Source organism: Mesorhizobium sp. BR1-1-15, from assembly GCF_020165475.1.
GTDB lineage: Bacteria > Pseudomonadota > Alphaproteobacteria > Rhizobiales > Rhizobiaceae > Mesorhizobium.
Genome location: NZ_JAIUIF010000008.1, coordinates 142137 through 154635 on the forward strand (window position 1 = coordinate 142137; position 12499 = coordinate 154635).

General features: G+C 61.9%; 11 protein-coding genes and 2 tRNA genes. 3 read left to right on the top strand and 10 right to left on the bottom strand.

The features are described 5' to 3' along the window. Positions 1-217 precede the first annotated feature (217 nt). The 3 genes from LB541_RS16105 to LB541_RS16115 all read right to left on the bottom strand — a co-directional run bounded on the left by LB541_RS16105 (position 218) and on the right by LB541_RS16115 (position 5347). Complete coding sequence (locus tag LB541_RS16105; protein WP_140495753.1) at positions 218-1447, bottom strand: OmpP1/FadL family transporter; 1230 nt, start codon at positions 1445-1447, stop codon at positions 218-220. Between the two features lie 359 nt (positions 1448-1806). Then, on the bottom strand, positions 1807-4590 hold the full coding sequence (locus LB541_RS16110; protein WP_224618969.1) for a valine--tRNA ligase: 2784 nt from the start codon (positions 4588-4590) through the stop codon (positions 1807-1809). Between the two features lie 259 nt (positions 4591-4849). Continuing rightward, positions 4850-5347, bottom strand: coding sequence for a MarR family winged helix-turn-helix transcriptional regulator (locus tag LB541_RS16115; RefSeq protein ID WP_140495751.1), 498 nt, complete (start codon positions 5345-5347; stop codon positions 4850-4852). Between the two features lie 43 nt (positions 5348-5390). Here LB541_RS16115 and LB541_RS16120 point away from each other — a divergent pair, with 43 nt between their 5' ends. Next, the gene (locus LB541_RS16120) at positions 5391-6935 is read left to right on the top strand and encodes an FAD-dependent oxidoreductase (protein ID WP_140517150.1); all 1545 of its coding nucleotides are present in this window, start codon (positions 5391-5393) and stop codon (positions 6933-6935) included. A gap of 193 nt (positions 6936-7128) precedes the next feature. Here LB541_RS16120 and LB541_RS16125 read toward each other — a convergent pair whose 3' ends face one another. From LB541_RS16125 to LB541_RS16140, 4 genes are all read right to left on the bottom strand, one after another. Continuing rightward, positions 7129-7959 carry a PopZ family protein gene (locus tag LB541_RS16125; protein WP_140521041.1) on the bottom strand — a complete coding sequence of 277 codons (831 nt, stop codon included), beginning with the start codon at positions 7957-7959 and terminating at the stop codon, positions 7129-7131. 258 nt (positions 7960-8217) lie between these two features. Further along, positions 8218-9597 (bottom strand): TolC family outer membrane protein, encoded by a 1380-nt coding sequence (locus LB541_RS16130; protein WP_140521260.1) that lies wholly within the window; start codon positions 9595-9597, stop codon positions 8218-8220. A gap of 178 nt (positions 9598-9775) precedes the next feature. After that, positions 9776-10444 carry a protein-L-isoaspartate O-methyltransferase family protein gene (locus LB541_RS16135; RefSeq protein ID WP_140495747.1) on the bottom strand — a complete coding sequence of 223 codons (669 nt, stop codon included), beginning with the start codon at positions 10442-10444 and terminating at the stop codon, positions 9776-9778. 90 nt (positions 10445-10534) lie between these two features. Continuing rightward, positions 10535-10608: transfer RNA gene (locus tag LB541_RS16140), tRNA-Cys, on the bottom strand. Positions 10609-10829: 221 nt separating this feature from the next. Here LB541_RS16140 and LB541_RS16145 point away from each other — a divergent pair. Then, entirely contained in the window at positions 10830-11081 is a 252-nt protein-coding gene (locus LB541_RS16145; protein ID WP_140495746.1) for a hypothetical protein, read from the top strand. Positions 11082-11136: 55 nt separating this feature from the next. On the opposite strand, the gene LB541_RS16150 is transcribed toward LB541_RS16145, so the two are convergent. Continuing rightward, entirely contained in the window at positions 11137-11397 is a 261-nt protein-coding gene (locus LB541_RS16150; protein ID WP_140495745.1) for a hypothetical protein, read from the bottom strand. A 220-nt stretch (positions 11398-11617) separates the two neighbouring features. Here LB541_RS16150 and LB541_RS16155 point away from each other — a divergent pair. Continuing rightward, a tRNA-Asn gene (locus LB541_RS16155) sits at positions 11618-11692 on the top strand. Between the two features lie 217 nt (positions 11693-11909). On the opposite strand, the gene LB541_RS16160 is transcribed toward LB541_RS16155, so the two are convergent. Together LB541_RS16160 and LB541_RS16165 are read right to left on the bottom strand one after the other, a co-directional pair. After that, on the bottom strand, positions 11910-12227 hold the full coding sequence (locus tag LB541_RS16160; protein WP_140665145.1) for a hypothetical protein: 318 nt from the start codon (positions 12225-12227) through the stop codon (positions 11910-11912). Then, entirely contained in the window at positions 12224-12370 is a 147-nt protein-coding gene (locus LB541_RS16165) for a hypothetical protein (RefSeq protein WP_181175107.1), read from the bottom strand. The genes LB541_RS16160 and LB541_RS16165 overlap by 4 nt, the downstream gene beginning before the upstream one ends. Between the last annotated feature and the right edge of the window lie 129 nt (positions 12371-12499).

The following is a 12499-nucleotide window of genomic DNA, read 5'->3' on the forward strand; positions in this document are numbered from 1 at the left end:
GAGGTGCGCCGGGTTTATGGCGGGAAATGGGCAATTTCGTCGGCCTGACTTCTAGCGCAGGGGTTGTTCAGAAAGTGTTGCCAAAACATCACAACGACACGAGGCGGAGCTGGTGCGGTTTATCTGCAACGCAGCCCTGGGGCCGACAGGCTCGGCCACAGCCCCGGAACGAAAAAGGCCGGGCATTGCCCGGCCTTTCATTTGATTTTACAGAGACTTAGAACTTGATCTTCACACCACCAGAGATCGCCGTGATCAGATCATTCCCGAAATCATAGCTGGCATCCTCGCCTGCAACATAGCCGTTCTCACCAGCCAATGTCCCCGAGTGGCCGCTGGTCAAAACGCCGACCGCTCCAGCGAGCCGCACTTCGATGTTGGGCTGCGGCGTATAGGCGACGCCGCCGCCCAGGGTCCACGTATCGGTCTGCGCACCATAGCCATGCGAGGTGCCACGATCCCAGGTCAATTGACCGGCGGCACTCCATTGATCATTGAACTTGTGGCCGATACCACCTGAAACGGTCCAGCCGTCACGATACATCAGGTCGAGCGACGTCACCTGACCCGGGCCGTTCGTGAAGCAAGCCGCCCCAGGCGCAATTGTTGGACAGATCGGAACGCTCTGCAGCACGCTCCAGTTGACCCACTTGATTGAGCCGAAGGCCAGCCAGTCAGGCGCAATACCGGACTGCAGTTTCAGTTCCAGCGAATCCGGCATCGACTCCTCTGCGCCATAGATCGGCCGAGAACCTCCAAGAATAGCTGGTAAGGTGAGTGTGCCCGAAATGTTGTCTAGCTTGACTTTCGAATTGTAGACCAAGCTGGCGCGGAGCGCGATATCAGGGATTTCGTAGGCAACGCCGGCGCGCCAGCCCCAACCGTTAGCCTCCAGATCGACACGACCAAGCAGCGGTTGTCCGAGGGGAGTAAAACCGACCAAGCTTTCCTTGAAGCCTGAAATGTCCTGATAGAACAACCCGCCGATAAAGCGGAGCTGGCCCTTGCCAGCATCAAACTTGTAGGAACAGGTGCCGGCGTAATTGTTGCTCTTGATATCAGTCTCGACGTTAGAAAGCGCTCCGTTCCACATACCTGGTGCGGTATGCGCGCCCCAAGGCTGCGAATAATCGACCATGCAGTCGACGCCCTGCACAACCTGGGCCTTCATTCCTATGCGCGGTACCCAATAGCCCTCGGCTCCGTCGGCCGAGGTACCAAGGCCGAGATTGGCTCCGCCGGGACCACGCGCATTCTCGTACTTACGGTCCGGCATCACATAGGTCGCTTCCGCGTCCGTCGCGAACGGCGCCGGATCAAACAGCAGGTCGATATCGTAGCCGCCACGTTCCAGGCCGCCGGCATGTGCCGAGCTCATTGCCGTCCCCAGCAAAGCCAGCGAAAAGCACCCTGCCCCCAGCAGTGCTTTCAAACGCAGATTGTTCATGGATGTCCTCCCCGAATAGTCAGTGCATCCAGCTAGAACCAATTCGGGTTAACGGTGCAACAACGAATTCTTGGGGCGTACATGTACATGTCCACCGGACGCATTCCGGACAAAATGCAGACCAGCGCAGCGAGGCAGAAAAACGGTTCGCCGGGCGTGTCTCACTCAGAAAAACGGGAGAAAATCGGCCAAAAAGGCCAAAAATAATCAGTTTTGAGCAGTCGAATGCCCCATTGTTACATTATGGCAACAATGGGGCGAAAACTTCCGTTTACGTCAACATTAACGCTACGGAATGCCGGTTTCGAGGCAAAAAGCCACCCCATTTTAGAGGGCCCTAAAGTCTCCCGAATCTGCCCTCAACCCGCTTCGCGAACCCTGGCCAGCGCCACCGAAAGCTTGCCCTGCGCCTCGCGGTATTCGGCCAGCTTTTCACGCTCGGCTTCCACGATCTCGGCCGGCGCGCTGGCGACGAATCTTTCGTTCGACAGCTTCTTGTGCAGGCGTGCGATCTCCTCGGTCACCTTGGCCAGTTCTTTCTGCAAGCGCGCGGCCTCGGCGGCGAGATCGATCAGGCTGCCGAGCGGCAGGCAGACCGTTGCCTCGTTGAGCACGATCTGCGCCGAGCCCTTGGGTGCGGCGTCAACCTGCGAGATGTCGCCGACGCGCGCCAGCCGCTTGATCGCGGCGGCGTGGCGCCCCAGCCGTTCGCGGGTAAGCGTGTTGGCTCCGATCACCATCAGCGGCGCGATGGCTGCCGGCGGCACGTTCATTTCCGAACGCACGGAACGAATGCCGGAGACGAGATCAACCAGCCAGTTGATGTCGGCGGCCGCTTCAGCGTCCTCGAAATCCGGCGACGGCCACGCGGCATGGCAAAGCAGCGAAGCGCGCTCCTTGCCCTCGCCCGCGGTCTGCGCCCAAAGTTCCTCGGTCATGAACGGCATCATCGGATGCAGGAGCTTGTAGATTTCGTCGAGCACGAAGGCGACGCAGGCGCGGCTTTCGGCCTTGGCCGCCTCGTCCGTGCCCATGAACATCGGCTTCAGCAGCTCCAGATACCAGTCGCAGAACAGGTTCCAGACGAAGCGGTAGGCCGCCCCCGCCGCCTCGTTGAAGCGATATGAGGTGATGCCGTCCGTGACCTCTCGCGCGGCGCGCGTCAGCTCGGTCAGGATCCAGCGGTTGACCGCCAGCTTAGCGTCGTTCAGCCAGAAATCGTCGTTGCGCGCGACTTCGTTCATCTCGGCGAAGCGCGTCGCGTTCCAAAGCTTGGTGCCGAAATTGCGGTAGCCGGCAATGCGCGCCGGGTCGAGCTTCACGTCACGCCCCTGCGCCGCCATCACCGTCAGCGTGAAGCGCAGCGCGTCGGCGCCATATTCGTCGATGAGGTCGAGCGGGTCGACGACGTTGCCTTTCGACTTCGACATCTTCTGCCCGTTCTTGTCGCGCACCAGCGCGTGCATGTACACGGTGTGGAACGGCTCCTCGTCCATGAAGTGCAGGCCCATCATCATCATGCGCGCGACCCAGAAGAAGATCAGGTCGAAGCCGGTCACCAGCACGTCGGTCTGGTAGTAGGTTTTCAGCTCCGGCGTCTCATCCGGCCAGCCCAGCGTCGAGAACGGCCACAGCGCCGAGGAAAACCAGGTATCGAGCACGTCCTCGTCACGGGTCAGGATTTCGCCCGGCTGGAAATTCTCGAGCTTGTCCTCGACCCAGGCCTTCCAGGGTCCTTCGAGCGCCAGATAATATTCGATCGCGGCACTCAGCGCCTCTTCCTCCGTCTTCTCGACGAAGACGCGCCCGTCCGGCCCATACCATGCCGGAATCTGGTGGCCCCACCAAAGCTGGCGCGAGATGCACCAGGGTTCAATGTTCTCCATCCACTGGAAGTACGTCTTTTCCCAATTCGCGGGTATGATCTTGGTACGCCCCTCGCGCACCGAGGCGATCGCCGGCTTGGCCAGTTCGGCGGCGTTTGCATACCACTGCTCGGTCAGGAACGGCTCGATCGGCACGCCGCCGCGATCACCATGCGGCACGGCGTGGCGATGCGGCTCGACCTTGTCGAGGAAGCCGCCTTCTTCCATCAATTCGACGATCCTCTTGCGCGCGACAAAGCGGTCAAGGCCGTTGAGTTCATCCCAGACGGCTTGGCGCTCCGGCGTCACCTCGAGCCCGGCGAGGAAATCCTCGTTGTCCCTGAGGTTTACCGCCGCCTCGACGGTGAGGATATTGATCGCCGGCAGCTTGTGGCGCTTGCCTACCTCGAAGTCGTTGAAGTCATGCGCCGGCGTTATCTTGACCGCGCCAGAGCCCTTCTCGGGGTCGGAATACTCATCCGCCACCACGGGAATCTTGCGGCCGACGATCGGCAGGACGACATTCTTGCCGACCAGGTGCCGGAAGCGCTCGTCGTCCGGATGCACGGCGACGGCCGTATCGCCCAGCATCGTCTCGGGGCGCGTCGTCGCCACGATGATGAAGGTCTTCGGGTTTTCCGGATCGAAGGCCACGCCTTCGACGGGATAGCGGAAGTGCCAGAGATTGCCGTTGACCTCCTGCTGCTCGACCTCGAGATCGGAGATCGCGGTGAGCAGCTTGGGATCCCAGTTCACAAGGCGCTTGTCCTTGTAGATCAGGCCTTCCTTGTAGAGCGTGACGAACACTTCGAGCACGGCCTTGGACAGGCCTTCGTCCATGGTGAAGCGTTCGCGCGACCAGTCGGCCGAGGCGCCGAGCCGCTTCAGCTGGTTGAGGATCGCGCCCCCGGATTCGGCTTTCCACTCCCACACTTTCTCGATGAACTGTTCACGGGTGAGGTCGCGGCGATGGATCTGCTTTTCCATCAACTGCCGCTCGACCACCATCTGCGTGGCGATGCCGGCATGGTCCATGCCCGGCTGCCACAGCACGTTCTTGCCGCGCATGCGCTCGAAGCGAACGAGAATATCCTGCAACGTGTTGTTGAGCGCGTGGCCCATATGCAGCGAGCCGGTGACGTTGGGCGGCGGGATGACGATGGTGAAGGCCTCAGCCCCCTCCTCGGCGCCGGCGCCGGCGCGAAACGCGTCGGCCTCTTCCCACACCTTGGCAATCTTCGGTTCGACGGTTTTGGCGTCGTAGGTCTTTTCAAGCATGGGAAAATGGTCCGCGCTGTCGGATTTTTGCTGGTCCGGTGTAAATCGGAAGGCTTTGACCGAGTCAACCGTAGGGGCCGCCTCGGCAACCGGCACAACAGAAAGAGGATCACCGTTCAGATAGTGTCTGTCCCGTATGCGACAATCCCTGGTGGCGTCGGCACTGTCACCGGCTCCAGCCGGAGAGGCATTGCACGCCTACGCCGCCCAATCCCAAATGCCAGCTCGCGTCGTACGAAACGAGGAATAGTGCGACGTCTCAGGACGCGCTGGAGTCCTCTGGTTTTTCTTTCAAAGCTTCGGCGAACTTGCGCATAAGCCGCACGAGTTCGTCGATGTCGTGTGCGTCCCAGCTTTCGAAAACGGCGCGAGCGTTTCTCTCTCGTGCTGCGTCGATCTTGTCGGTCATCGCCTTGCCCTTTGGCGTGACGACAGCCTCATTCACGCGGCGGTCTGTCTCGCTCTGCCGGCGCACGGCCAGGCCAAGGCTTTCGAGCTTCGCCACCTGACGGCTGACAGTGGTGTAATCGCGGCCAGCCCGGTCGGCGAGGTCCACTATCCCGATCGGCCCAAGCCGCTCTATCCCGACCAGCAGAGGAAACAGTGCGCGGTCGAGCGCAATTCCGGCCTCCTTTACCATCTGCTCATCGCGCTGAGGCCGGTTCATAAGGCTGGCAATCTCGATCAGCGCTCCGTGGAGTTCACGAATCTGATGACTCCCAATATGTGTATTTTTCACGTTTTTCATTGACGCCACTCCGACTCTCCATTATGTGCATTTTACACACAAGGAGATCGACATGACAAACGGTTTTGCGGCAGATGTGCTCATCTGCGGCGCAGGAGCGGCTGGCCTGACGCTGGGGATCGAGCTTGCACGGCGCGGTATATCCTTCCAGCTCATTGAGAAGATGAGCGAACCCTTCCGTGGCTCGCGCGGCAAGGGCATCCAGCCGAGGACACAGGAGATTTTCGAAGATCTTGGCATTCTCGACAGGGTCGTTGCCGCAGGCGGCGTCTATCCGCCGATGCGCGTGTATGGCGATGACGGCAGCTATATCGAAAAGGACACCGGCGAGCGCCCCGATCCGACCCCGGCAGAGCCTTACGCCATCGCGCTAATGATTCCGCAATTCCTCACCGAGCGGATCATGCGAGAGCGGCTGGCAGAACTAGGCCATAGGGTCGAGTACGGATGTGAGTTGGTTGGGTTCGAGCAAGGTGAGAACGGTGTCATGGCACGTCTTGCGGGGCCGAATGGCGAGCAAACCGTTCGCGCACGCTATCTTGTCGGGGCGGACGGCGGGCACAGCTTCGTGCGCGGCGCGCTCGGCTTGAATTTCCCCGGCAAGACGCTGGGCGTGCGTGCGGTCGTGGCGGATGTGCTGTTGACCGGGCTGGACCGCGATGCGTGGCACCAGTTCAACGACGGTGACATGGAGCGAATGGTCGCGATTTGCCCGCTCGCCGGAACCGATCTCTTCCAGATTCAGGCACCCATTCTGCTGGACGGCGAAGTGGACCTCTCAGCAGAACAGCTGGGGCGCTTGATTAATGAGCGGACCGGCCGCGGCGACGTGCGGGTGGATTCGGTCGCCTGGGCGTCGGCCTACCTGATGAACGCCCGGCTTGCCGATCGCTACCGGGTCGATCGGGTATTCCTCGTTGGCGATGCAGCTCATATCCATCCGCCAACCGGCGGCCAGGGCCTGAACACCAGCGTGCAGGATGCCTATAATCTGGGCTGGAAACTTGCCGCCGTCCTCGACGGCGCGGATGATTGCCTGCTCGACACCTATGAGCAGGAACGACGTCCGGTCGCAGAATCGGTTCTCGGCCTTTCGACCCGGCTGCTCGACACCCAGAAACAGGGTGGAATGCACCGCGGCCGCGAGGTGCGCCAGCTCGATATCGCCTATCCGGAATCGCCGCTCTCCAGGGAAATGGCCGAACGCAGCAGCGGCCCGCACGCGGGGGACCGCGCGCCGGATGCCCAAATCAGGGGCGCGGCGGGGCAACCATGGCGACTGTTCCAATTGCTGCAAGGGCCGCATTGGACACTGCTTGTTCATCAAGCCGGGAGAGAGACGGTTGGGCCACTCAAGGGGCTGCATGTCCACCACATCGGCCCGCAAGGCGATGTCATCGATGCCTGGGGACACCTTCGCGATGCTTATGCACTGGCACCGGGCGAGTGTGTGCTGATCCGGCCGGACGGATATATCGGTGTGATGGCGATTCTTGATGCAGACCGAACCGCGAAGCTCGAAACCTATTTGGCCCGCATGGGCCTAGTCCAACCCGGAGAAGACCCGAAAGACTGCCGAGATATGTTCGAACAATGAGGTTGGCGGGCTCTATGCTTGGGTCGGGCCTATATGAAGCGTGGAGCGGCGTGGTCGTGGCAATCGCCATCATCGGAGCTATTATTGCGGCCACCGCCTCCCTCGACATGCCGATCCTGAGATTACCGTGCCTGCGCCAGGGTGAAGGCGCAGCGGTGTCCAACTAGCCACCTAAGGCGACCCGGGAAAATCATTACGCGCCGCGCGCCACGCGCTCGATCTCCTCGCGCACCAGGCGCTCGACCAGCGTTGGCAGGTTGTTGTCCAGCCAGTCCTGCAGCATCGGCCGCAGCATCTCCTCGGCCATCTCGTCGAATGTCTTCTTGCTGCGGCTGGCAAAGGCGTCGGAGAGTTCGCCAAAGGCTGCGGCGACCTGCCGGCCCGTATGCTCGGAAAGGATTGCCGGACGGGCCGCAGGCGTTTCATCCGCCGCCTTGCGCGCCTCGTCGGTGCTCGCCGGGGCGGCGATCGAAGGGGTCCGCTCGAACGCCGGCTCCGGCATCGGCTCGTCCACCGGCGCTTCGGGCTGAACAACCGGCTTGCGAATGCCTGGTATCGCCTTCGCCTGCTCGCCGACCGCTGCGATCTCGCGGCGCCAATCGGCGACGATGGCATCGCTTGCCGCACCGGCCTCGGGCGTCGCGGGCCTGTCGGTCCTTTCGGCGGGCAGCGGCTCGGCGGCGATCCGGGCGCTCACCTCGGCAAGCGTCATCGACGCCCTTGGTGCCACGGGATCGGTTCGCTCCGGCGCTTCCATGCGCGCGACCGTTGGTTCGGCCGCCGATGTCTGTGCCTGCACCTCCGCCAGCGTGACCGGCTTCCTGACCTCGGGAGCGGCATGCAATTCGGCGCGGAGCGCATCGACGTCGGGAGCAGCGCCCGCCGCCGGCTTCAGATCCTGCCGCAAGTCATCGGCATCGTCCGGCTGCTTGCGGCCGCTGTCGCTGTCCTCGATGATCCTCCTGATGGAAGCCAATATCTCTTCCATGGAAGGTTCGCGCTGTGCGCTGCTTGCCGTTGCCATCGTCACATCCGCCGCCCTTGTGACCTGTTACAGACTTCCGCTCCGGTAAAAGCCGGATTCGAATCATGGCGACAGCGTAACCGACGGAGCGCCGTACGAGAATCCCCATTCTGGGGACATGTGGGATTTCAACAGATTAGCGCAATTCGTCGAAAAGCATGTGACGAGTTGCCGGCGCAGTTGCGCAAACAATGAAGCGCCCCGGCGTTTCGATCGAACGCCGGGCCGCTTCGAGAGAACTACTCGAATCTGTGGAGTTTAGCGGCCATCCGGCGTGCGCAGGCCGATCCACTTGTCCTTGACGGCATTGTAGTGCTCTTCAGGCCTGTACTTCGTCGCCTGCAGCGCAAGGCGCTCGGCCGAGAGGCGGCCGATCGCCGACAGGATGGCATAACTCGCCACCACAACGTCGTGCTCGGAATTTGCCTGGTTGATCTTGGCGGTGATGACGGTGGCCTGCGCGTTGAGCACATCCAGCGTGGTGCGCTGGCCGACATTGCGTTCCTCGATGACACCGTTCAGCGCCAGTTGAGCGGCGTCGATCACCTGCCTGTTGGCAGCGACGCTCTGCTGCGCGGCGGTGTATTGCGACCACGCCGAGGCGACGGCCTGGCGCACCTGGTCGCGGCTGACGTCGACCTGGATGCGGGCCTCGCCAAGCGATTCCTTGTTCTGTCGCACGACCGCCGAGGTGCGGCCGCCCGAATAGATCGGGATCGTCAGTGTCGCACCGATGTTGGCCGAGGTCGAACCGCCGTTGCTCCCCTGGAGGTCGGGATTGCGATGCAGATAATCCTCCGAAATGCCGGCCGATGCGGAAAGCTGCGGCAGCAATGCGCCCTCGGACGACTTCACCGAAAACGCGGCCGCATCGACCAGATGCTGGGTGGCGAGGATCGCCGGATGCTCGGCCGAGGCGATGGCTATCGCCGAATCGAGGCTCGGCGGCAGCAGCCTGGCCAATGGCGAGGCAGGCCTGAGCTTGCCCGGCTCGTCACCGACGATCTGGTGATAGCTCGCCGCACTTGCCAGCGCCTGCGCGCGGGCGGCGCTGAGCGACGCCACGGCGGAAGCGCGCGACGCATCGGCCTGCGCAACGTCGGTGCGCGTGCCTTCGCCGACCTCGAACCGTGAGCGCGCGGCGCGCGCCTGCTCGGTCAGGAACTGCAGATTCTGCTCCGTCAGCACCGCGATCTGCCGGTCGCGAATCACGTCCATATAGGCCGTGGCCGCGCTCAACAGCGTGTTCTCCTCGGTGTTGCGCAGGCTTTCGACGGATGCCTTGACCCGCGATTCGGCTGCCGCCACATTGTTTCTCGTCTGGAAGCCGTCGAACAGGTTCTGGTTTATGACGATGCCCACACTGGCCGACCCCGTCTTGACGTTGGCGCCGCTGGCACGGGTATTCACATAATTCGTGTCGGCCGTCCCGGTGATGGTCGGGCGCCAGCCGGACTTGGCGATGGCCACGCTCTCATCGGTGACGCGTACGCCGGCTCGGGAGGCATTCAGCGAGGAATTGTATTGATAGGCCTTTGCAAGCGCGCCGGAGATGGTTTCGGCCGAGGCGGCCAGCGGGGAAAGCGCGGTCGCCGAAACGAGGACGGCGGTGAAAAGTGACTTGCGTAGAGACGGCACCATTAAACCCTCATTCGTTTTCCATGGGAACCACGCCGCACCGGCTTCTCCTTAGAGAACCGGAGCGGCGTGTCAGAATGTTCCCTGTCGCTCGGCCCAAAGTGCCCCCATTGGGATCAGCAACGATTGTTCAAATGCAAGCGACCATGACAAAGCCTCTGCTGCAAGGCCAAATCATTCAGAATTCGAAAGCATGCTCACGTTCGAACCCGGGTAGTGGCTTAATTGCCGCATTAAATGCCCGTCTACCGGTTACAACCCCCCCTGCTTTGAAAAAAAGCCGCGCCACGCCGGAATTGCCCTGCCCTTCGACCGCGACGAGGCGGCCGCCTTCGGCGAGCTGGTCGAGCAGCGCCGCCGGCACTTTGCCGACGCTGCCGCCGACGAAGACGACATCGTAGGGCGCCTTGGCGGCATATCCCTGCGGCAGCGGGCCCTGGACCACGGTCACATTGCCGCAGCCCAGCGATGAGAGCACCGACTTTGCGGTTTCGGCCAGCGCCGAATCACTTTCAAGCGCCACCACGGAGCCCGCCAGTCGCGACAGGATGGCCGAGGCATAGCCGGTGCCGCAGCCGACATCGAGGACCGAATCAGCCTGACTGATCTCGGCCAGTTGCATCAGCTTGGCCAACGGCGAAGGCTCCATCAGATATCGCGCGCCGCCGGGGCCGTCCGCGATGCGGATGTCTTCGTCGATGTAGGCGAGATTGCGCTGGCGTTCGTCGACGAAAAGCTCGCGGGGCACGGAAAGCATGGCGTCGAGCAGCGGCGTGCTGGTCACGTCGGTGGTGCGGATCTGGCCATCGACCATCTTGACGCGAAGCTCGGAGAAATCAGCGCTCATGTCCCAACCAATCCGCTTGCCGCGCCACATCGCGGTTCATTTAGACGGGAACGGCGAGCTCCCTGCGCTGACGCGCGGGAGCCCGGAGATTGGAGGCCTCGCCCGGAATCGAACCGGGGTGCAAGGATTTGCAGTCCTCTGCGTAACCACTCCGCCACGAGGCCTCGTTACTCCCGGCGTTCCACCCGGTTCCAATAGGTTGCGGCGAAAAAGCCGTCAAGCGGCGACAATGCATTCGCGACGGTTTCGCCTGCGCCAGTCCTCGCACCCCGCCCTAAATGCGAGACGGGGCGGTTCGAGCTGCGTTAGCAAGCCGTTAAGCATGGCGGAGGATCGGGAGAAACTCCGCGCACCGGGCTGCGTTGAGGCCGAGGAGGACTGCGCCATGCAGCTGGCCAAACCGGACGAGTCGACCAACAACGCGGACAGCTCGCCGCTGCTGGGGTGCGAGGAGCTGGTGCGCTACGCCATGGATTGCCTCAAGATAGAAGGCACCGGCCGGCTTTCACCGCGCGACCGCGCGCGCCTTGCCTCGGCTTCCGCCGTCCTGAAGGAAATCAGCGAGGATCTGAGAGCAGGCCAGCAGGACGCCCCGGAGGAGGCGAGCACTGGAACGCAGGATAGCGCTGCGATTTGATTCGGGCCCCAAAGGCCGCCGCGACGAAGCCGGGCAAGGTCCCCGGCGTGGCCGATCAATCCGGCCGGCGCCGCCGTTCCCACCAGACGACGAACCGGCGCCGATGGCGGCGCACCATGGCGAATTCGTAGGAGAGCACCAAAAGTCCGAGCGGCACCATCCAGAAACCGAGAATCGGCAAGAACCCCAGAATGCCGCCAATCGTCAAAAGCACGCCGATTGCAATCCTGAGGCCGCGCGAACGCGGCATGGTGAACTTGCGCCCGAAGACCGATATCTTTCGCGCCGGTGCCTGGTTTTCTTCTGCTGCCGTCATCTCGAATGGCTGGTCCGTCTGGTGGTTTGAGGATGTCACTTGACGAAAGCCGCGACCGCGCATTCGGTTCCGCGCCCTCGCAAGACGGCTAATATGAGGACGAACGCCGCCGATTGCGAGAAACGCCTGAGCGAAAAAGTCTCGGAAAAATGCGAAATGGTTCTTTGCAAAGCCGAAAAGGGTTTGCTATAGGCTGCGCCACTCGCATGAGAGCCTCTGTTCCCCGGTAGCTCAGTGGTAGAGCAACCGGCTGTTAACCGGTTGGTCGCTGGTTCGAATCCGGCCCGGGGAGCCAATCTTTTCAAAGACTTAGTCGATCCTGAAAATCTCCGGAAAACGGCTGATCTACAGCATATCTACAGAATCCGGTTTCGCTATGGAGCTGCTCTGATGATTGCCGCGATCAGCGTGACGGAAGGCTTTGGACGAACTTCACCATCGCCCAACGCCCTTTCACGGCGGTAACAGGGGTTCGATTCCCATTGGGCGTACCAGATATTTCAATGACTTGACTATGATTTGAGATTTGTGGTCCCGATGAGAGGCCCGAAATGCACCGCATTGTTGGTGAGATTCAGCACGACAGATCGATACCTTGATCCGAGGGATTGGCCCACCGTCGGCTCGAATCCCACCCGCTCCGCCAGTTCTATCCGGCCTCCATCCGTCTTGTTGGGCGTATCCCCGAAAAAAGAGAGAACTGCGGGCGGATCGTCGCCAACTCCGCTTGATGCGGCGCGTGCCAGGATGGCTTTCGAGCCGCTGATGCGGATTTCCTTCCCCTGCACGGTGACCTGCTGGACGACAAAGCGAGCATAGGCCTGCCTCAACTCAGGTGAACCATCGTGAGCTTATCCCGCAGCAGGTTCGACAACCTGGCGATCTTTTCCGGCGTTATCAACGTTTCGCCACTGCCGGCTCGTTTGCCCAGTTCGGCGACCTCAACCGCCAGCTCGTCACGGCGGACTTTCAAGCCAACCAGACGCTCCCGCAGGTTCGGGTCGTCCCCATCAAGCCCTTCTCCACGAGAGCGAGCAGGCGAGTAATCGAGACCTCCGCTTCCTTGTGGGAATGGCGTAGTTGCGCCAGTTGATCTTTGATC

Excerpts from the sequence above, each read along its gene's own strand:
- LB541_RS16105 (WP_140495753.1), bottom strand. The coding sequence starts at position 1,447 with ATGAACAATCTGCGTTTGAAAGCACTGCTGGGGGCAGGGTGCTTTTCG.
- LB541_RS16135 (WP_140495747.1), bottom strand. The coding sequence starts at position 10,444 with ATGAGCGCTGATTTCTCCGAGCTTCGCGTCAAGATGGTCGATGGCCAG.
- LB541_RS16125 (WP_140521041.1), bottom strand. The coding sequence starts at position 7,959 with ATGGCAACGGCAAGCAGCGCACAGCGCGAACCTTCCATGGAAGAGATA.
- LB541_RS16150 (WP_140495745.1), bottom strand. The coding sequence starts at position 11,397 with ATGACGGCAGCAGAAGAAAACCAGGCACCGGCGCGAAAGATATCGGTC.
- LB541_RS16110 (WP_224618969.1), bottom strand. The coding sequence starts at position 4,590 with ATGCTTGAAAAGACCTACGACGCCAAAACCGTCGAACCGAAGATTGCC.
- LB541_RS16120 (WP_140517150.1), top strand. The coding sequence starts at position 5,391 with ATGACAAACGGTTTTGCGGCAGATGTGCTCATCTGCGGCGCAGGAGCG.
- LB541_RS16145 (WP_140495746.1), top strand. The coding sequence starts at position 10,830 with ATGCAGCTGGCCAAACCGGACGAGTCGACCAACAACGCGGACAGCTCG.